This window comes from Gordonia sp. NPDC003424, assembly GCF_053588655.1.
The window spans coordinates 49526-67865 of sequence record NZ_JBSFQJ010000019.1 but is presented as its reverse complement, the minus strand read 5'-3'; the positions used below and the strand labels follow the sequence as shown (position 1 = coordinate 67865).

The 18340-nt window shown below is 70.1% G+C and carries 19 protein-coding genes; 13 read left to right on the top strand and 6 right to left on the bottom strand.

Translation table 11 applies throughout. The annotated features are described in order from the left end of the window. Positions 1 to 35: 35 nt before the first annotated feature. On the top strand, positions 36 to 1970 hold the full coding sequence (dxs, locus tag ACWDTI_RS22290) for a 1-deoxy-D-xylulose-5-phosphate synthase (protein ID WP_449740345.1): 1935 nt from the start codon (positions 36 to 38) through the stop codon (positions 1968 to 1970). Here the strand turns inward: dxs and ACWDTI_RS22285 are convergent. Both ACWDTI_RS22285 and ACWDTI_RS22280 read right to left on the bottom strand, forming a co-directional pair. Further along, a complete protein-coding gene (locus ACWDTI_RS22285) occupies positions 1900 to 3171 on the bottom strand; it encodes an HRDC domain-containing protein (RefSeq protein ID WP_449740306.1) in 1272 nt (423 codons plus the stop codon). The two genes, dxs and ACWDTI_RS22285, sit on opposite strands and share 71 nt — an antisense overlap. 16 nt (positions 3172 to 3187) lie before the next feature. Beyond that, complete coding sequence (locus tag ACWDTI_RS22280) at positions 3188 to 3823, bottom strand: DUF3000 domain-containing protein (RefSeq protein WP_449740305.1); 636 nt, start codon at positions 3821 to 3823, stop codon at positions 3188 to 3190. A gap of 83 nt (positions 3824 to 3906) precedes the next feature. Here ACWDTI_RS22280 and hemE point away from each other — a divergent pair, with 83 nt between their 5' ends. The 3 genes from hemE to hemQ are packed head-to-tail and all read left to right on the top strand — an operon-like array spanning position 3907 to position 7104. Then, a complete protein-coding gene (gene hemE, locus ACWDTI_RS22275; protein WP_449740304.1) occupies positions 3907 to 4971 on the top strand; it encodes a uroporphyrinogen decarboxylase in 1065 nt (354 codons plus the stop codon). A gap of 13 nt (positions 4972 to 4984) precedes the next feature. After that, complete coding sequence (locus ACWDTI_RS22270) at positions 4985 to 6403, top strand: FAD-dependent oxidoreductase (RefSeq protein ID WP_449740303.1); 1419 nt, start codon at positions 4985 to 4987, stop codon at positions 6401 to 6403. 5 nt (positions 6404 to 6408) lie between these two features. Next, positions 6409 to 7104: a hydrogen peroxide-dependent heme synthase gene (gene hemQ / locus ACWDTI_RS22265; protein WP_449740302.1), complete on the top strand. Its 696-nt coding sequence runs from the start codon at positions 6409 to 6411 to the stop codon at positions 7102 to 7104. A 128-nt stretch (positions 7105 to 7232) separates the two neighbouring features. On the opposite strand, the gene msrB is transcribed toward hemQ, so the two are convergent. From msrB to ACWDTI_RS22245, 4 genes are read right to left on the bottom strand one after another with little or no spacing between them, the layout of a single operon-like run. Then, positions 7233 to 7661: a peptide-methionine (R)-S-oxide reductase MsrB gene (gene msrB / locus ACWDTI_RS22260; RefSeq protein ID WP_449740301.1), complete on the bottom strand. Its 429-nt coding sequence runs from the start codon at positions 7659 to 7661 to the stop codon at positions 7233 to 7235. Continuing rightward, positions 7658 to 8908, bottom strand: coding sequence for a glycosyltransferase family 87 protein (locus tag ACWDTI_RS22255; protein ID WP_449740300.1), 1251 nt, complete (start codon positions 8906 to 8908; stop codon positions 7658 to 7660). Before ACWDTI_RS22255 ends, msrB begins: the two co-directional genes overlap by 4 nt. A 12-nt stretch (positions 8909 to 8920) precedes the next feature. Then, complete coding sequence (locus tag ACWDTI_RS22250) at positions 8921 to 10495, bottom strand: alpha/beta hydrolase (protein ID WP_449740299.1); 1575 nt, start codon at positions 10493 to 10495, stop codon at positions 8921 to 8923. A gap of 52 nt (positions 10496 to 10547) precedes the next feature. Next, positions 10548 to 11300 carry a pyrimidine reductase family protein gene (locus tag ACWDTI_RS22245; protein ID WP_449740298.1) on the bottom strand — a complete coding sequence of 251 codons (753 nt, stop codon included), beginning with the start codon at positions 11298 to 11300 and terminating at the stop codon, positions 10548 to 10550. A gap of 35 nt (positions 11301 to 11335) precedes the next feature. On the opposite strand from ACWDTI_RS22245, the gene zapE reads away from it, so the two are divergent. The 9 genes from zapE (at position 11336) to ACWDTI_RS22200 (ending at position 18339) form a co-directional block, all read left to right on the top strand. Beyond that, positions 11336 to 12349, top strand: coding sequence for a cell division protein ZapE (zapE, locus tag ACWDTI_RS22240; protein WP_449740297.1), 1014 nt, complete (start codon positions 11336 to 11338; stop codon positions 12347 to 12349). A gap of 79 nt (positions 12350 to 12428) precedes the next feature. Further along, on the top strand, positions 12429 to 13148 hold the full coding sequence (locus ACWDTI_RS22235; protein WP_449740296.1) for a CBS domain-containing protein: 720 nt from the start codon (positions 12429 to 12431) through the stop codon (positions 13146 to 13148). 1 nt (position 13149) lies between these two features. Next, positions 13150 to 14277, top strand: coding sequence for a 4Fe-4S dicluster domain-containing protein (locus tag ACWDTI_RS22230; RefSeq protein ID WP_449740295.1), 1128 nt, complete (start codon positions 13150 to 13152; stop codon positions 14275 to 14277). Then, positions 14274 to 14690 carry a Crp/Fnr family transcriptional regulator gene (locus ACWDTI_RS22225; protein ID WP_449740294.1) on the top strand — a complete coding sequence of 139 codons (417 nt, stop codon included), beginning with the start codon at positions 14274 to 14276 and terminating at the stop codon, positions 14688 to 14690. Before ACWDTI_RS22230 ends, ACWDTI_RS22225 begins: the two co-directional genes overlap by 4 nt. Further along, positions 14687 to 15517 carry an FAD/NAD(P)-binding protein gene (locus tag ACWDTI_RS22220; RefSeq protein WP_449740293.1) on the top strand — a complete coding sequence of 277 codons (831 nt, stop codon included), beginning with the start codon at positions 14687 to 14689 and terminating at the stop codon, positions 15515 to 15517. Before ACWDTI_RS22225 ends, ACWDTI_RS22220 begins: the two co-directional genes overlap by 4 nt. Further along, positions 15518 to 16291: an NADH-quinone oxidoreductase subunit B family protein gene (locus ACWDTI_RS22215; protein ID WP_449740292.1), complete on the top strand. Its 774-nt coding sequence runs from the start codon at positions 15518 to 15520 to the stop codon at positions 16289 to 16291. It abuts the gene before it with no gap. Continuing rightward, positions 16275 to 17582 (top strand): Ni/Fe hydrogenase subunit alpha, encoded by a 1308-nt coding sequence (locus ACWDTI_RS22210; protein WP_449740291.1) that lies wholly within the window; start codon positions 16275 to 16277, stop codon positions 17580 to 17582. The genes ACWDTI_RS22215 and ACWDTI_RS22210 overlap by 17 nt, the downstream gene beginning before the upstream one ends. Beyond that, positions 17579 to 18067: a hydrogenase maturation protease gene (locus ACWDTI_RS22205; RefSeq protein ID WP_449740290.1), complete on the top strand. Its 489-nt coding sequence runs from the start codon at positions 17579 to 17581 to the stop codon at positions 18065 to 18067. The genes ACWDTI_RS22210 and ACWDTI_RS22205 overlap by 4 nt, the downstream gene beginning before the upstream one ends. Then, a complete protein-coding gene (locus tag ACWDTI_RS22200) occupies positions 18067 to 18339 on the top strand; it encodes a DUF1918 domain-containing protein (protein WP_449740289.1) in 273 nt (90 codons plus the stop codon). The genes ACWDTI_RS22205 and ACWDTI_RS22200 overlap by 1 nt, the downstream gene beginning before the upstream one ends. The last annotated feature ends 1 nt before the right edge of the window (position 18340 follow it).

Sequence of the window (18340 nt, the reverse complement as noted above, 5' to 3'; positions counted from 1 at the left end):
CGGGTGCGCGTCCCGGGGAAGTGATGGAGGACTCGATGGGCGTGCTGGACTCTGTCGATTCGCCCGATGACCTGCGCGCACTCTCCGACGACGAGATGGTTGCGCTGGCCGCGGAGATCCGGGAGTTCCTCATCGCGAAGGTGTCGGCCACCGGCGGGCACCTCGGCCCCAATCTGGGAGTCGTCGAACTCACCCTGGCGCTGCACCGGGTGTTCCACTCGCCGCACGACCCGATCATCTTCGACACCGGCCATCAGAGCTATGTGCACAAGATCGTCACCGGCCGCAAGCAGGGATTCGACCGGTTGCGGCAGAAGGGCGGCCTGACCGGTTACCAGGACCGCGAGGAGAGCGAACACGACTGGGTGGAGTCCTCCCACGCGTCGGCCGCACTGTCGTACGCCGACGGCCTCGCGAAGTCGTTCGAACTGACCGGGCACGACGATCGGACGGTCGTCGTCGTGGTCGGTGACGGTGCGCTCACCGGCGGCATGTGCTGGGAGGCGCTCAACAACATCGCCGCCTGCGATCGCCCGGTGGTGATCGTCGTCAACGACAACGGTCGCTCCTATGCGCCGACGATCGGCGGCCTCGCGAGCCATCTGACGGGACTGCGTCTGCAGCCCGGGTACGAACGTCTCCTCGACGAGGGCCGCAAGGTGATGCAGCAGGTGCCGGTGGTCGGACCGGCCGCGTACGCGGTGCTGCACGGCGTGAAGAGCGGACTCAAGGATCTACTCGCGCCGCAGGCGATGTTCACCGACCTGGGGCTCAAGTACGTCGGCCCGGTCGACGGCCACGACATCGGTGCGCTGGAATCGGCTCTGCGGCAAGCACATTCGTTCGGTGGTCCGGTGATCGTGCACACCGTCACCCGCAAGGGCATGGGCTATGCGCCGGCCGAGAACCACGAGGCCGACCAGATGCATGCGACCGGGATCATCGACCCGGTAACCGGCCGGGCCACCAGTGTCGCCCCGCAGGACTGGACGTCGGTGTTCTCCGCCGCGCTGGTGGAGGCCGGTACCCGGCGCGACGACGTCGTGGCGATCACCGCCGCGATGCCCGGGCCGACCGGGCTGACCCCCTTCGGCGAGAAATTCCCCGACCGCATGTTCGACGTCGGGATCGCCGAGCAGCACGCGGTGACGTCGGCGGCCGGGCTCGCGCTCGGCGGCCTGCATCCGGTGGTGGCCGTGTACTCGACCTTCCTCAACCGCGCCTTCGACCAGCTGCTGATGGACGTCGCGCTGCTCAAGCTCCCGGTGACCCTGGTGCTCGACCGGTCCGGCATCACCGGACCCGACGGACCCAGCCACCACGGCATGTGGGATCTGTCGCTGATGTCGCTCGTCCCCGGACTGAGGGTGGCCGCGCCGCGAGATGCGGTGCGGTTGCGCGAGGAATTCGGCGAGGCGCTCGCCGTGACCGACGGCCCCACGGCCCTCCGGTTCTCCAAAGGCGCTGTGCCCGAAGATATCCGATCTCTCGAGCGTCTCGACGACGGCGTCGACGTGCTGTACCGGAGCGCACCCGGGGTCGGTGTCGCGACCGGTGACGTGTTGATCGTCGCCGTGGGTGCCTTCTGCGGTCTGGCCCTCGACACCGCCGAGCGTCTCGGCCGGCAGGGGATCGAGGCGACCGTCGTCGATCCGCGGTGGGTGTTGCCGGTGCCCTCGTCGATCGCCGACCTGGCCCGCCGGCACCGCCTCGTGGTCACCCTCGAGGACAACGGGGTGCGCGGCGGCGTCGGGTCCGCGGTGAGCGACGCGCTGTCCGTCGCCGAGGTGTCGGTGCCGGTGCAGCATCGCGGTATCCCTCAGGAGTTCGTCACGCACGCTTCCCGCGGTGAGCTGCTCACCGAATTCGGTCTCACCGCACAGGATCTCGCGCGCTCGATCACCGCGACGGTGGCGGGGATGGCGTCGGTTCCGGCGGTGGAGGAGGGGAGCCCCCACCTGCCGCGTTGAGCGCCTCGGCGATCGGTCCGGCGCACAGTTCGCGCTGCCATCCGCGAGCGCCCTCGGTGCTCAGCCGCGCGTCCACCGATTCGGCGGTTGCCGGTAATTCGACTCCGTCCCAGCACAATTGGCGAACGGTGTCGGGTGCGAGCAGGTTCTCCACCGGCACCTCGTGGGTGTCGGCGACCTCCTTGAGCACCGGCCGCACCCGCGCCGCGCGGGCCGCCGCCTCGGGGTTGCGCTGATCCCAGCGGTTGATGGGCGGAAGCCCGACGGTCGGCGACTTCCGGGGCGGCAGTTGGTCGTCGGGCAATTCCCGGGCGCGTTGCAGCGCGCCGAGCCAGAGGCCGGCCTGCCGGCGTTGCCGCGGCCCGCCGAACACCGGCAGCCGGGTCAACTCCGCGGTCGTCGCCGGATTCGCCGTCGCCGCGGTGACGATCGCCGAATCGGGCAGGATGCGGCCCGGTGCGACATCTCGCCGCTGTGCGAGTTCCTCACGCGCCGACCACAATTCGCGGACCGCGGCGAGCGCGCGCGGACTCGAGACGGTGTGGATGTTCGACGTCTTGCGCCAGCGGTCGACGCGCGGCGGCGGTGCCGGCCGATCGAGCACGTGAGCGAATTCCTCACGCGCCCAACGGTCTTTGCCGGCGGCCGCCAGCGCGGCGTCCATCGCGTCGCGCAACTCCACCAAGACCTCGACGTCGAGGGCGGCGTAATTCAGCCAGTCGTCGGGCAGCGGTCGGCGCGACCAGTCGGCCGCCCCGTGTCCCTTCATCAGGCCCAATCCCAGGAACTGGGCGACCATCGCGGCGAGATTGACCTTGGCCAGCCCCAGCAGGCGGCCGGCCAGTTCGGTGTCGTAGAGGGTGCGGCAGACGAATCCCACCTCGCGCAGGCACGGTAGGTCCTGGTCCGCGGCATGCAGCACCCACTCGGGTCCGTCGAGGACCTCGATCAGGGGTGTCAACGCGTCGGGGTGCTCGATCGGGTCGATGAGGAATGTGCCGGCGCCGCCGAGGCGCCGGATCTGTACGAGGTAGGCGCGTTGGGAGTAGCGATAGCCGGAGGCCCGCTCGGTGTCGACCGCGATCGGGCCGTCGCCCTCGGCGATCTGTTGGGCGGCCTCGGCGAACTGGCGCGGGGTCGACAGGACGGGCGGAACGCCATCGGCCGGGTGCAGCAGGGGGGTGGGCTCCGGCTCGGTCATGGCGCGCGCGGGGCCTTCAGGCCGAGCCGAGTTCGGTGATGCCGGCCGGCGGCAGCCCGGCCGCCGACGACAACACGTCGCAGAACGCCTCGAGATGCCCGCCGAGATCGAGGGTGTCGACGGCCGTCCACGACGCACGCAACTCCAGTTGGTGGGCGCGGGGCGGGCCGGCGATGTCGCCGTAGCGCACCGACGTCGTCGACGTGACGGTGCCGCCGAGCGCCGTCACGTCGAGCACCCGATCCGCCGACGGGTCGGCCACGCTCGAGGTCTCGCCGGGAGGCACTCCGAGCGCATCCGCCAGCCAACTCCAGGCCACCTCCGGCAGCAGCGGATCCATCGCGAGCGCGGCCTCAACCTCTGCCTGCACATAGGCGACCATCCGCATGGTGCCGTTCCACGCCTCCTGACCGTCGGGGTCGTACAGCAGGATCAGGCGTCCGAAGGAACTGCCGGTCGAGTCGACCGGGATGTCGTCGGAATCGTCCCCGCCGGTCCGGACCTCGGCACCGACCGCGTAGCTGTACGGCGCGAGCCGCTGCGGTGGGCGGATGGGTCCGACCTCGATCTCCGGCCGGATCCGCGCGGCGGACAGGGACGCCACCGCGGCGCGGAAGTCAGCAGGCTCCGTCGGAGCTCCAGAAGAGGTCACGGTTCGACGGTAGGTCTGGCCGGCGCGGCATGGGCGGAGGCGCGCCGACACGCGCAAGAGTCGACATGGCAGAGTAAGGACCGATGTCCGAGACAGCCCGACTCCGCACCCATCGCGCGCACCTGCCGCTGGTCGCCGCCGCCACCGGGGCCACCCCGCGCCGCCGTCCCGTGTGGTTCATGCGGCAGGCCGGCCGGTCCCTGCCCGAGTACCGCGCGATCCGCGCCGATCACGGCATGCTCGAGTCCTGTTTCGACCCGGCACTGGTCTGCGAGATCACCATGCAGCCGGTCCGCCGTCACGACGTCGACGCGGCGATCCTGTTCTCCGACATCGTGGTCCCCCTCAAGGCGGCCGGTATCGACCTCGACATCGTCGCGGGCACCGGTCCGGTCATCGCGCACCCGGTGCGCACGGCCGCCGACGTCGCCGCGCTGCCCCGGCTCGACCCCGGTTCGGTCGGCGCGATCAGCCGCGCCATCGAGCTGATCCTCGCCGAACTCGGCGACGACACCGCGCTGATCGGGTTCGCCGGCGCCCCGTTCACCCTGGCGTCCTACCTGATCGAGGGCGGTCCCAGCCGCAATTACGAACGCACCAAGGCACTGATGCACGGTGATCCGGCGCTGTGGCACACGCTGATGGGCCGGCTCGCCGACATCACGATCGCGTTCCTCACCACCCAGCTCGACGCGGGGGTCGACGCCGTGCAGCTGTTCGACTCGTGGGCGGGCGCGTTGTCGGACGCCGACTACCGAACCTACGTCGCGTCGCACAGCGCCCGGGTGTTCGCCGAGATCGCGTCGTACGGCGTGCCGCGCATCCACTTCGGGGTGGGCACCGGCGAGCTGCTCGCCTCGATGGCGGGTGTCGGCGCCGACGTCATCGGCGTCGACTGGCGGGTACCGCTCGACGAGGCCGTCCGCCGCGTCGGCCCGGGTAAGGCGGTGCAGGGCAACCTCGATCCGACGATGCTGTTCGCCGGGCCGGACGTGGTGGACCGTGAGGTGCGGCGCGTGGTCGCCGACGGCGAGCGTGCGCTGCAGGCCGGGGCGCTCGGCCACATCTTCAACCTGGGGCACGGCGTGCTGCCGGGGACCGATCCCGACGTGCTCACGCGGGCGGTCGAGCTCATCCACAGCCTGTGACGGCGATGCGCTGATGGCCGTGCGGATCGCGATCGTCGGGGGCGGGATCTCGGGTCTCACCGCGGCGTTCCGGCTGCGGCAGGCGCTGGGTGCCGACGCGCGGATCGACGTGTACGAGGCCGGCGAACGGCTCGGCGGAATCCTGCGCACCACCACGGTGGGCGGCCGGTCCGTGGACGTCGGCGCCGAGGCCTTCATCGTCCGGCGACCCGAGGCCCGCGACCTGGTCACCGAACTCGGCCTCGCCGACCGGATCGTCTCGCCGACGCCCCGCCGGCCGGCCGTCTGGTCGGGTGGTCGGCTGCACCCGTTGCCCACCCCCGCGCTGATGGGTATCCCGGCGTCGGCGGAAGCCGTTGCCGGGCTTGCCGATCCGGCCGACGTGGCGCGGGTCGCGGACGAACCCGGGCGGCCCTGGCGGTGGACGGCCGGTGCGGACCCGTCGGTGGGCGAGTTGGTAGGTGACCGGTTCGGCGAATCGGTCGTGTCGCGCAGCGTCGACCCGATGCTGGGCGGGGTGTACTCGAGTCTCTCCCGCGATATCGGTGTGCGAGAAGCACTGCCCGCCTTGGCAACCCGTCTCGATGACGGCGCACCCCACCTGACGGCCGCGGTTTCGGGGCTGACCGCGGCGGGTGCGGGCGGTGGACCGGTGTTCGGGACGCTCGTCGGCGGATACGGCCTGCTGGTCGACGCGCTGGTGCGGGCGGCGGCGGTCGAGCCCGAGTTCTGCTCGTATGTGCGACGGATCGAACCGCGGCCAGGCGCAGCAAAGGGTCATGCAGGGTGGGCGTTGCAGATCTCCGGCAGGCGGACCATCGACTACGACGGCGTCGTGTTGGCCGTACCGGCGTGGGTGGCCGGCCGACTCGTGCCGGGGTCGGCACCCGAGTTCGCCGCCCCGTTGAGTGCGGTGCAGGGGGCGTCGTCGGTGGTCGTGTCCATCGCGCTCGCCCCCGGCACAAGACTCCCGGACAATTCCGGGGTGCTGGTGGCAACGGGAGAGACGTTGCGCGCCAAGGCTTTTACATTCAGCTCGCAGAAGTGGGCGCACCTGTCCGACGACGGCCCGGTGTCGGTGCGCGCCTCCTTCGGCCGCTTCGGCGCACCGGTGCCCGACGACTGCATCGAACCCGGCGTCGACGACCGCCTCCGTACCGAGGCGCTCGCCGATCTCGACGAGGTCTGTGTCGCCGCGGGTGTGCCGGCACCGTCGTCGGCGGTGATCGACATGGTCGTGCAGCGGTGGACCGACGGCCTGCCGGTGTATGCGCCGGGTCATCTGGCACGCATGACCCAGGTGCAGCGCGCCCGCCCGCGCGGGCTGGTGCTCGCCGGAGCGGCGTATGCGGGCGTCGGTGTGCCGGCGTGCATCGGCCAGGCGGGTCGGGCGGTGGGTGAACTGCTGGCCGATCTCGACATGGAACAATGACACCCATGAGCCGCTTGGACTACGCCGAACTGAACTCCACCATCCGCTATCTGATGTTCTCGGTGTTCGCCGTCCGCCCCGGAGAGCTCCCGGCCGACCGTGACGAGGCCAAGTCGGACGCGACCGATTTCTTCAAGTCGCTCGAGGACTCCGGCGTCGTGGTGCGCGGTGTCTACGACGTGTCGGGGCTGCGGGCCGACGCCGACTACATGATCTGGTGGCACGCGGAGAAGGTGGAGGAACTGCAGGCCGCCTACGCGCGCTTCCGGCGGGAGACGATCCTCGGCCGCGCCAGCAACGCGGTCTGGAGCAACGTCGCACTGCACCGGCCGGCCGAGTTCAACAAGAGTCACATCCCGGCGTTTCTCGCGGGAGAGGACCCCGGCAACTACATCTGCGTGTACCCGTTCGTCCGGTCCTACGAGTGGTATCTGCTGCCCGACGAGGAGCGTCGCAAGATGCTCGCCGATCACGGCAAGGCCGCCCGCGCCTACAAGGACGTGCGCGCCAATACCGTCTCGTCGTTCGCGTTGGGCGACTACGAATGGCTGCTGGCGTTCGAGGCCCCCGAACTGCACCGGATCGTCGACCTGATGCGCGACCTGCGCGCCACCGAGGCCCGGATGCACGTGCGCGAGGAGACGCCGTTCTTCACCGGGCCGCGCGTGGAGCCGACCGCGCTCATCGACGCGCTGCCGTAGCCGCCTCGGTGGTCTCGATACGCCCTCGCCTAGCGGCTCGGGCTACTCGACCAGCGAAGTGCCACCCACCGCTGGTCGAGTAGCGAGCGAGCGCAGCGAGCCCGCGTATCGAGACCACTTCCGGGCGGTCACTCGTCGGCGGGCTCCAAGGTCAGACTGATCGAGTTGATGCAGTACCGCAGGTCGGTGGGGGTGTCGTAGCCCTCGCCTTCGAACACGTGCCCGAGGTGGCTGCCGCAGTTGGCGCACAGCACCTCGACGCGGCGCATGCCGAGGGAGTTGTCGACCCGTTCGATGATGGCGTCACCGGCCAGCGGGGAGAAGAACGACGGCCAGCCGCAATGGGATTCGAACTTCTGATCGCTGCGGAACAGTTCGGCGTCGCACGCCCGGCAGCGGTAGACACCCTCGGTGGTGGTGTCGGTGTACTCGCCGGTGAACGGCGCCTCGGTACCGGCCTGACGCAGCACCCGGTATTCGGCCGGGGTCAGCCGCTCACGCCACTGTTCGTCGGTGATCTCGGTGGCCGGGGAGTCGGAAGCCTGGGATTCGCTCATTTCTCCACGGTAGCGACCTCGTCGCGCACCGTGCCACCGTCGTCGGCGGGGTCGCCGGCGACGGCGGTGAGACCGTCGGCCCGCATGTCGAGGTAGCGGAACAACAGCGAGCAGAACACCGCGATCATCAGCAGCGACCAGCCCCAGGTGACCTTGTTGTACTCCAGCCACCAGCCGGGCCATTGCCAGCGTTTGGAGTAGAACGAGTCGAAAGTCATGCAGCCGTACACGCCGAGCCATGCGGGCCAGTTGCGCATCGGTGAGCCGGGCAGGAACACCGTCATCAGCAGCGGGAACAGCAGCATGGAGTAGTAGCCCTGGCCGAGCGCGCCGATGAGGAAGGTGGCCAGCAGCAGCACGCCCGACGACGTGGTCAGCCACAGCAGTTCGTCGGTGCGGCGGTAGTACCGGTTCAGGAACCACAGGGAGAAGACGGTCATCGCGGCGAACGCGATCCGCAGCAGGATGATCAGCCAGTCGGCCACACCGAAGTACGCGCCGTTGCCGGCGATCGAGCTGTTGTAGTAGTCGCGCGCCTCGTTCAGGTACGGGAAGGTGCGGGTCACGAACGACGAGGAGTCGACGATCAGCGGCCAGGCCACGATGTTGAGCACGACCGGGATGCCGATCGCGGTGATCAGCACCTTCCACTGGCGGTTGAGCAGCGGTAGCAGAAGCAGGGGAGCGAGCACCGGTTTCACCGCGATCGTCAGTCCCAGCGGCACTCCGGCCCACAGGTCACGCCGTCGCATCATCAGCAACAGGAACGCCAGCATGCCGAGCAGCACGAACGAGTTGAAGTTGGTGAAGATCAGCGTGTGCGCCACGGTTTCGGTGCTGAAGAAGAAGAACAGGATCACCGGGACGACCCACGAGGTGGCCGAGTAGTTGAACAGGCGGGCGAGCAGGTACGCCGACACCACCAGCGCCAGGACGCTGACCGCGATGAACACCCAGCGCGACCGTTCGGGGTCGATCACCGCAAGCGGTGCCATCAACAAGGTGCCCGACGGCGGGTACAGATAGTGCGGATCGACGGTGTTCAGGTTCTCGGCGTACACCGGCCGGTGGTTGAGGAACTGGAGCGCCGCCTGGTACACGGGGGCGAAGTCGTTGGTGCGGTCACCGTTGACGGCGAGGATCACCGAGCGGTGGAAGATCATCATGATGCTGATCGGCCACAGCACCATCGGGACGATGCGCTGCGCGCTCATCTGCGGGTACAGGTACCGGTCTGCGACTGCCACCCGCGAACCGTACTACGTCGTCGGGCATCCCCGGTTGCTCGGCTCGCCGAGGGGCTCGGTACCCAGGTAGTCGACGATGATGTCGGCCGCGCAGCCGCTGTGCGCGGCCACCGAGTAGCCCACACCGTCCCAGGTGACCGAGGTCGGTTGGGTGCCCGCCTTGATGAACATCGGTGCCAGCGCGTCCGCGCCGCCACCGCCGTTGACCGGGTCGTTGGCGCCCGCGAAGACGAGCGGTGCGACCGAGAACGCGTTCGGCGGATTCGGTGCCGTCACCGACGCCCAGGCCGAACATCGCAGCAGCTGCAGGGCGCTGTCGGCTCCGGTGAGCGGATTCTGCTTGGTCCACGCGTCGATCAGCCCGGGGATCTCGTTCTGCCCGACCTGTCCGTTGATGTCGTTGCAGCGGGCGACGAGTTGCCCGTCGGTGGTGCGCAGGTCGGCGGCCCGGTCGGCCAGTGCGCGCAGGGCGCGGGTGTCGCCGGTGTCGGCGGCGGAGATGGCGGCGGCGATCGCGCGGACGTCGTTCGGGCCGGTCTGTGAGACCGCGAGCGCGGTGGTGATCGCCGAGAGCGCCTGGGTGTCCGACAGCCCGTCGAGCTGACCGGTCCGGCCCTTTGCGAGGACCGAACCGATGGTGGTCAGACCGTCGGAGCCGAGCGGACAGGACCCGGCCGACGTGCAGCGCTGGACGAAGGTCGCCAACGCGGCCTGCACCCCGGTGGCCCGGGCGGCGGCACGGTCCTTGCTGCTCGCGCCGAACGCGGTGGGGGTGTCCAGGATGATGCGGCCCGCGCGTCCCGCGTAGTCGGCGGCGTAGGTCAGCACGACGTCGGAGCCCTCGCCGACGCCGAGCAGGGCCAGGTGATCGACACCCCACCTGACGCGCAGCGCCTCGAGGTCGGCCGCGGCGAAGGAGGTCGCGAAGTCCAGCTGATGCGGCGACAGCGTCTCGGTGCAGCCATCCGAGGCCGACGACGCGTTGCGGGACAGCACCGCGATCCGGTCGGCCTGCGACGCCGACACCCGGCCGGACAGCCCGTTGGTCAGCATCGCGGTCCGCTCGACGCGCGTCATACAGTCCAGTGGGCTGCTGGTCGGGGTGCCGCGACGATCGACGGCGACCACCGGATGCTTGTCGAGCAGGCCGCGGCCCGGCCCCTCGGCGAGCACCAGCAGCGTGCGCGTCGACGACAGGTCGGTACCCGAGGTCAGCACCAGCGGCGCGGCATCCGTCGGTGTCGCCGGTGTCCGTGCGCGGGTGAGGTTCACGGTGAGGGTGTCGTCGGTCGGGCGGTCGGGATTGACCGGGACCACCAGTTGCGCGCAGTCGAGGGTGATGCCAGCCGGCGGGGCCTCGCCGACACGGGACGCGGTGTCGCGGCCGCACTCGGTCCAGGCGAGCTCGTTGCGCGGTGCCGCGATCACCGGGGGCGCGGGCACCTCCGCGCTGCTCGACGCCGGTGTGGCGTTGCCGCCGCCACCGCGCACCACGGCCGGACCGGTGTCGGGGCCGATGGCGCACCCGGACACCGCCGGCAGGCTGAGTGCCAGGGTCACCATCGCCAGGATCGCCGCTCGTCGCATGTCCGCGACTGTAGTCAACGCCGCCGCGATGCCCGTCGGCTCACGCGTCGCGTCACGCGCGCGTCCACCGGGTGAACACGAATCCGTCGTCGTCGGAGACGATGGTGGCGGGACGCATCGGATGCAGCGCGGCGTCGCTGCGCCCGTGGGCGATCCGGCCGGCGTCCCCGGCCACCAGGTTCGGGCTGGTGGTCACGCACAGGTCGTCGACGGCGTCGGCCTCGATGAACGAACCCAGGAGCGACGGGCCGCCCTCGCTCAGCAGCCGCAGCCACCCGCGGCGGGCGCATTCGTCGAGCATCGCGTCGACCTCGACGGTGTCCTCGCCACAGTCGACGAGGGTGGCGCCGGCGGCGGTCAGTGCGTCGCGGCGCGCGGCGTCGGCGGACCGGCAGGTGAACACCACGGTCGCCGGATCGGCCGATGGGGCGTAGTCGTCCGGGATCGACAGCGACCGGGACACCAGGGCCAGCGCCGGCGCGGGCGTCTGCCCGGCCTCGGCGCGGTCGGCGGCGAACACCTCGTCCGGCTTCGGCTGGCGGTATCCCTCGGTGGTGGCGGTACGCGCCCCGACGACGATCACGTCGGCGAGGCCGCGCAGGACCCGGAAGATCGCCTTGTCGCCGGGACCGGCCAGATCCCCCGACTTGCCGTTGTGGGTGACCGCGCCGTCGATCGAACTGACCATGTTCACCCTCAGGTACGGGCGGTCGGTCGGCGGGTACGCGTAGTGTTGTGCCAGCCGGCGCAGGGTGGCCGACTCGTCACCCGATGTGAGCTGGATCGCTTTCTGCAGGCCGAACATTCCTCCATCATGTCCGAGGCCGATACGCTCCCTCTATGACGGCACGACTTTGCGATCGGAACCCCGCGGTGGCACCGGATGCCCTCATCGACGAGATGGTTCCGCCGTCGACATTCGACGAGGTCAGTTTCGATTCCTACATTCCCGACCCAGGCGAGCCGTCGCAGGCGCAGGCGGTGTCGTCGGCCCGCGATTTCGTCGCACGGGCCGGCAAGCTCCGGTCCGGCAAACGCGGCCTGTTCTCCCGCAAACAGACCGCTCAGGGCGTCGGCCTCTACCTCGACGGCGGATTCGGTGTCGGTAAGACGCACCTGCTGGCGTCGATCTACCACTCGATGCCCGAACCCAAGGCGTTCGCGACGTTCGTCGAGGTCACGCATGTCGTCGGTGCACTGGGCTTCGTCAACGCCGTGGAACGGCTCTCCGACCGCACCGTGCTCTGCATCGACGAGTTCGAACTCGACGACCCGGGCGACACGATGCTGGTGTCGCGCCTGCTCGCCGAACTCACGGCCAAGGGCGTGTCCATCGCGGCGACGTCGAACACGCTGCCCGGCCAGCTCGGCGAGGGACGTTTCGCCGCACAGGACTTCCTGCGGGAGATCCGCAAGCTATCGTCGATCTTCCAGACCATCCGCGTCGACGGCCCCGACTACCGGCATCGCGACCTGCCGCCCGCCCCGGACCCGCGCACCGATGCCGAACTCACCGAGATCGCCGAGGCGACCCCGGGCTCGACGCTCGACGACTTCGACGCGCTGTGTGATCACCTGAGCACGCTGCACCCGTCGAAATACAAGGACCTGGTCGACGGGGTGTCGCTGGTCTGCATCTCCGACGTCCATCCGGCGAAGGACCAGTCGGTGGCGCTGCGCCTTGTGGTGCTCGCCGACCGGCTCTACGACGCCAACATCCCGGTCACCGTGTCCGGGGCGAAGCTCGACGAGATCTTCACCGAAGAGATGCTGCACGGCGGCTACCGCAAGAAGTACCTCCGCGCCACCTCGCGTCTGCTGGCGCTGTCGCGGTTCGCCGAAGCCGGCGTCTGACGGTCTCCGCAGGACGAACGTCCTGTGTGTGGGGCGTTCGGCCCTTGCGTTCGGCGGCGTCACACGGTCGTATGTACGTGTGACGAACCGAACAGTCGCCGATGTGATGACCACCGATGTCCTGTGTTTCCCGCTCGACGCGACCTTCAAGCAGGTCGTGACATCGCTCGCCGACCGGCACGTCGGGGGTGCGCCGGTGGTCGATGTCGACGGGCGCGTGGTCGGGGTGGTCTCCGAGGGTGACCTGGTGGCCGAGCAGGCCGGGGTTCCACCCCACGGACGACATCGGTTCCTCGCGCGGTTCGACCGCGACAGCGGCGACGAGCCGGACCCGCACAAGCTGCGTGACGTGATGACCTCGACCGTCATCACGATCACCGCCGACACGACGGTCCGCCAGGCGGCCACGTTGCTGGCCCGGCACGGCATCAAACGGATGCCCGTCGTCGACGACGAGCGCCGGCCGATCGGCATCGTCTCGCGCAAGGACGTGCTCAGCGTCTACCTCCGCACGGACGCCGACCTCGCCGAGGACATCCGCACGACCGTGCTGGAACGCGCGATGTGGATGGACCCCCGCTCGATCGACGTCGACGTGTCGGACGGGCGGGTCACCTTCCGCGGGACCGTCGAGCGGCAGAGCATGATCCCGATCATCGGACACCTCACCAGGGCGGTCGACGGAGTCGTCGACGTTTCCGTCGTCGGCCTCGATGCCCGACTCGACGACCGGCACGTACCACCGCCGCCGCCGGAGGTCACCGGAATCCTGCATCTCCCGCATCACCAGGACGGATGACTTGAGCGCGGTCATCGACCGCAGTGGCCTCGACCGGCTGGTCGAGGTGCTCGCCGCACGCGGCTACGAGGTGATCGGACCGACCGTCTCCGACGACACGATCGTGCTGGGCCGGCTCGACAGCGGGTCGTTTTTGCCCGACGGATGGGGAGTGTCGACCGCACCGGGCAGCTACCGGCTGCGCCGCCGGGACGACGCCGCCGTCTTCGCACACTCCGCCGGGCCGCAGTCGTGGAAGCGTTTCCTGCACCCACCGCACCGGCAACTCGCCTCGATCGACCGCAACGGTGACTGGCACGAGCCCACCGACCCCGTCCCGCGGTACGCGTTCGTCGGGGTACACGCCTGCGACCTCGCGGCGATCCGGGTGCTGCGCGAGGTCCTCTGCCGCGGCGTCCACCCGGACGGCGCCACCGCACGGCGCTTCCGGCAGCTGTTCATCGTCGCCGCGAACTGCACCGAACCCGGCGAGGTGTGCTTCTGCGCCTCCATGGGGAGCGGCCCCGGCGCCGACCGCGACTACGACCTGGCACTCACCGAACGGATCGACGACCGGGGACACCGATTCGTCGTCGATGTCGGTTCCGACGATGGCGCCGACGTCCTGGCCGAGATCGACCACCGCGGCGCGGCGGACGCCGAGGTCGACGACGCCCGCGCGGCGGTGCGCGGCGCGGCGGACCGGATGGGCAGAGCTATGCCGGATGTCGACCTGCGCGGCATGCTCCGCGCGGCACGTGACTCCGACGTGTGGGGCGACGTCGCGGCGCGCTGCCTGACCTGCGGCAATTGCACCATGGTGTGCCCGACGTGCTTCTGCACGACGGTCGAAGACCACACCGACCTGACCGGTGAGCACGCGCAGCGGTGGCAGCATTGGTCGTCCTGCTTCGAACCCGACTTCTCCCACATCCACGGCGGCGATGTCCGCGGATCGACCGAAAGCCGCTACCGGCAATGGATCTCACACAAGCTGAGTACCTGGCACGACCAGTTCGGCAGCTCCGGATGTGTCGGGTGCGGCAGGTGTATCGACTGGTGTCCGGTGGGCATCGACATCACCGCCGAAGCCGCCCGGCTCACCGACGCGGTCGGGCGGGCCCAGCCGGACGGCGCACCGGCGACATGATCGCGCCGGATCATCGCGCACGGCTGCTCGGTCTCGGCCGGCCGGTGACGGTCGAGACCGGCACGATGATCTTCTCCGAAGGGCAAGTGGCGGAAGACTTCTGGATTCTGCACAGCGGTCGTGTCGCGCTGGTGGCCGGCCACCCGGGCCGCGGCGAACTCGTCGTCGAGACGTTCGGTGCCGGCGACCTGCTCGGGGTCTCCGGGCTGACCCGGCATCGCACCTTCCACTACGGGGCCCGCGCCGTGACACGAACCGAGGCGACGCGGATCGCCGTGCACGAGCTGCAGGCCCTGATCGATATCGACCCCGAATTCGGTTCCGCGATCACGGATTTGGTGGCGGAAACACTCGTCGACCGGTTGCAGTCGGCCCGTGCACGTCTGCTCGACCTCTACGGGGAGCCGACATGAGCGCCGGCACCATGGTGCCCACCCCGTACCGGGTGGACGAACGCACGATCGAGACGGCCGACACCGCTACCCTGACGCTCGAACCGGTCGGCCGGCGGCTGCCGACGTTTCGGCCCGGGCAATTCATGATGTTGTACGCGTTCGGGGTCGGTGAGATCGCGGTCTCCTGCAGCGGTGATCCGCACGCACCGGGCGGCCGGATGACGCACACCGTCCGCGGGGTCGGCGCGGTCAGCACGGCGTTGCGCGACGCCGGACCTGGCACCGTCGTCGGCATGCGCGGGCCCTTCGGCACCGACTGGAATCTGCCGCACTGCGTGGGACGTGACGTGCTCATCGTGGCCGGCGGGGTCGGGCTGGCGGCGGTGCGGGCCGCGGTTCTCGCGGCGGTGGCCGACCGTGACCGTTATCGGCGGATCATCCTCGTCGTCGGCGCCCGCACCCCCGACCAGATCCTGTACCGGACCGAACTCGATTTGTGGGCAAGCGATTTCGGTGTCGAGGTCGAGCTCACCATCGATCGCCCGGCCACCGGGTGGACCGGGCCGGTCGGGTTCGTGACCGACCCCCTGCGGCGGCTGACGCTCGACGTGGCGCGGACCTCGGCACTGCTGTGCGGGCCCGAGCCGATGATGCGTTACGCCGCGAGAGTCCTGGTGGAGAAGGGAATCCCGATCGACGACGTGCGGGTGTCGGTGGAGCGCAACATGCAGTGCGGGATCGGGCACTGCGGGCATTGCCAGCTCGGTGAGCTGCTGTTGTGCCGCGACGGACCGGTCGTGCCCTACTCCGTCGCCCGGCCGCTGCTGACCGTACGGGAGCTCTAGATGAGCCGCCCGACACTGGCCGTGTGGAAGTTCGCCTCGTGCGACGGTTGCCAACTCTCGCTGCTGGACTGCGAGGACGAACTGCTGGCCCTGTCCGGCGCGGTGCGGATCGCGCACTTCCTCGAGATGTCGACCGCCGTCGCCGACGGGCCCTACGATCTGTCCCTCGTCGAGGGCTCGGTCAGCACCGCCGCCGATGTCGAACGCATCCACCGCATCCGGGAGCAGTCACACACCCTGGTCACGATCGGTGCCTGCGCGACCGCCGGCGGCGTGCAGGCGCTGCGCAACTTCGCCGATGCCGCCGAGTTCACCGACGCCGTATACGCCCATCCCGAATACATCGACTCGCTGGCCACGTCCACACCGATCGCCGCGCACGTGCCGGTGGACTTCGAGCTGCGCGGGTGCCCGATCGACCGGAGCCAGTTGCTCGAGGTGCTGACCGCGTTCCTGGCCGGCCGCAGACCGAACATCCCGAACACCACCGTGTGCACCGAATGCAAGCGCCGCGGGCTCACCTGCGTGATGGTCGCGCACGGCACACCCTGTCTCGGTCCGGTCACCCACGCGGGTTGCGGCGCGGTGTGCCCGGGCCAATCCCGTGGCTGCTACGGGTGTTTCGGCCCGGCGCCCGACCCCAACATCGCATCGCTGACGGGATGGCTTCGGGATCTGGGGACGAGTGAGGCCACGATCGACCGGATGCTCGCGACGTTCACCGTGGCGGCACCGGAGTTCGTCGAGGGGCGCCGGCATGGCCGAGCAGACTAGACGGCTGACCCTGCAGGGTCTCGCCCGCGTCGAGGGTGCGGGCCGACTGCACGTCTCGGTGGTCGACGGGGTGGTGGCGCGCGCCGAGCTGAACATCTACGAGGCGCCACGGTTCTTCGAATCCCTGTTGCGCGGCAGGGACTTCCGTGAGGCGCCGGACATCACGTCGCGCATCTGCGGGATCTGCCCGGTGGCCTATCAGGTCAGTGCCACCAACGCGCTCGAGCAGGCGTGCGGGGTCGAGCTGAGCGACGGCCTGCGCGCCCTGCGGCGCCTCCTGTACTGCGGGGAATGGATCGCCAGCCACGTCCTGCACGTCTACTTCCTGCACGCTCCGGACTTCCTCGGATGCGCGGACGCGGTCGAACTCGCGCGGCACCAGCGTGTGGCAGTGGAACGTGGCCTCGCCCTCAAGAAGGCCGGCAACGCGATCCTCGAGCAACTCGGTGGCCGGCCCATCCATCCGGTCACCGTCCGGGTGGGCGGCTTCTACCGGGTGCCCACTCGAGCCGAACTCGCCCCGCTCGCCGAGCAGTTGCGCCGCGCCCTCGACGACGCCGTGCAGACCGTCGCGTGGGTGGCCGGTTTCGAGTTCCCCGACGCCCACCTCGACTGCGACCTGCTGGCGTTGCGCGGCCACGACCGGTACCCGATCGAGAACGGCACCGTCGCCTCGACGGGAGGTGCCGCGTTTGCCCCCGCCGCGTTCGCCCCCGCCGACCTCTCGGCGCATGTCACCGAGCATCAGGTGCCGCACTCCACCGCGCTGCACGCCCTTCTCGACGGGCACCGCTATCTCACGGGTCCGATCGCCCGGTACGCGCTGAACTCGTCGCTGCTCTCTCCGGTGGCCCGGCAAGCGGCCGCCGACGCGGGGCTCGGCGACGAGTGTCGTAACCCGTTCCGCAGCATCGTGATCCGCGGTGTCGAGACCGTCTATGCGGTGGAGGAGGCGCTGCGCCTGATCGACGAGTACGAACGCCCCGAAGAGCCGGCCGTCGAGGTCGCGCCGCGCGAGGCCGTCGGGCACGGGGTCAGCGAGGCGCCGCGCGGACTGCTGTACCACCGCTACGCGATCGGTGCCGACGGCGCGATCCGCGAGGCCGTCATCGTGCCACCCACCGCGCAGAACCAGGCGGTGATCGAGGACGACGTGCGTGCGATCGTGACGGCGAATCCCGCTGCCACCGACGCCGAGCTCACCGACCTGTGCGAGCGAGCGGTACGCAACCACGATCCGTGCATCTCGTGCGCCGCGCACTTCCTGCAGACGACGATCGAGCGGCGATGACCGGCGTGCTGATCGGGGTCGGCAACATCTACCGGCGCGACGACGGCGTCGGTCCCGCCGTGGCCCGGGCGCTCGAGCGGTCCGCCCCGCCGGGGTGGCGCGTCGTCGAGTCGAGCGGTGAACCCACCGAACTCCTCGACGCGTGGGCGTCGGCGACGACGGCGCTGACCGTGGACTCGATCGTCTGCGAGCCGTCGCGTCCGGGCACCGTGCATCGGTTCGAGCCCGGCGCGCTCCCGGCGGCTTCCGCGGGTCCGGCGAGTTCGCACGGTCTCGGCCTCGCCGAGGCGCTGCGTCTGGCCGCGGTGCTGGGCCGGCTGCCGCATCGGCATCTCGTGTACGCCATCGAGATCGCGGATACCTCTGTGGGAGAGGGGTTTTCGCCCGATGTGGCGGCCGCGATTCCGGCTCTGCTGGATGTGCTGCGCGCCGAAATGGCCGCGGGTCTTGCCAGCGACGGTATCGTCAGAACAGGAGGCGCGTGATGTTGGCAAAAACCGGAGACTGGCTCATCACCGAACAGCCCGTGCTCGGCAAGGAACCAAGGATGGGTCTGATCGTCGAAGTACACTCGTCCGACGGGTCACCGCCGTACCTCGTGCGATGGACCGACAACGACCACACCGCGCTCGTCTTCCCCGGGCCGGACTCGATCGTCCGGACCGCCGACGAGGTCGAGGCGGCGAACAAAGCGGCGGCCGAGCGGGTCGCGCGGCTGCAGTCGGAACCGGCTCACGGGGCCGACACAGGCGACTAGA

Coding starts and splice junctions, on each gene's coding strand:
- dxs (WP_449740345.1), top strand. CDS start 36: ATGGGCGTGCTGGACTCTGTCGATTCGCCCGATGACCTGCGCGCACTC.
- ACWDTI_RS22285 (WP_449740306.1), bottom strand. CDS start 3,171: ATGACCGAGCCGGAGCCCACCCCCCTGCTGCACCCGGCCGATGGCGTT.
- hemE (WP_449740304.1), top strand. CDS start 3,907: ATGTCCGAGACAGCCCGACTCCGCACCCATCGCGCGCACCTGCCGCTG.
- ACWDTI_RS22270 (WP_449740303.1), top strand. CDS start 4,985: ATGGCCGTGCGGATCGCGATCGTCGGGGGCGGGATCTCGGGTCTCACC.
- hemQ (WP_449740302.1), top strand. CDS start 6,409: ATGAGCCGCTTGGACTACGCCGAACTGAACTCCACCATCCGCTATCTG.
- msrB (WP_449740301.1), bottom strand. CDS start 7,661: ATGAGCGAATCCCAGGCTTCCGACTCCCCGGCCACCGAGATCACCGAC.
- ACWDTI_RS22250 (WP_449740299.1), bottom strand. CDS start 10,495: ATGCGACGAGCGGCGATCCTGGCGATGGTGACCCTGGCACTCAGCCTG.
- ACWDTI_RS22245 (WP_449740298.1), bottom strand. CDS start 11,300: ATGTTCGGCCTGCAGAAAGCGATCCAGCTCACATCGGGTGACGAGTCG.
- zapE (WP_449740297.1), top strand. CDS start 11,336: ATGACGGCACGACTTTGCGATCGGAACCCCGCGGTGGCACCGGATGCC.
- ACWDTI_RS22225 (WP_449740294.1), top strand. CDS start 14,274: ATGATCGCGCCGGATCATCGCGCACGGCTGCTCGGTCTCGGCCGGCCG.
- ACWDTI_RS22220 (WP_449740293.1), top strand. CDS start 14,687: ATGAGCGCCGGCACCATGGTGCCCACCCCGTACCGGGTGGACGAACGC.
- ACWDTI_RS22215 (WP_449740292.1), top strand. CDS start 15,518: ATGAGCCGCCCGACACTGGCCGTGTGGAAGTTCGCCTCGTGCGACGGT.
- ACWDTI_RS22210 (WP_449740291.1), top strand. CDS start 16,275: ATGGCCGAGCAGACTAGACGGCTGACCCTGCAGGGTCTCGCCCGCGTC.
- ACWDTI_RS22205 (WP_449740290.1), top strand. CDS start 17,579: ATGACCGGCGTGCTGATCGGGGTCGGCAACATCTACCGGCGCGACGAC.
- ACWDTI_RS22200 (WP_449740289.1), top strand. CDS start 18,067: ATGTTGGCAAAAACCGGAGACTGGCTCATCACCGAACAGCCCGTGCTC.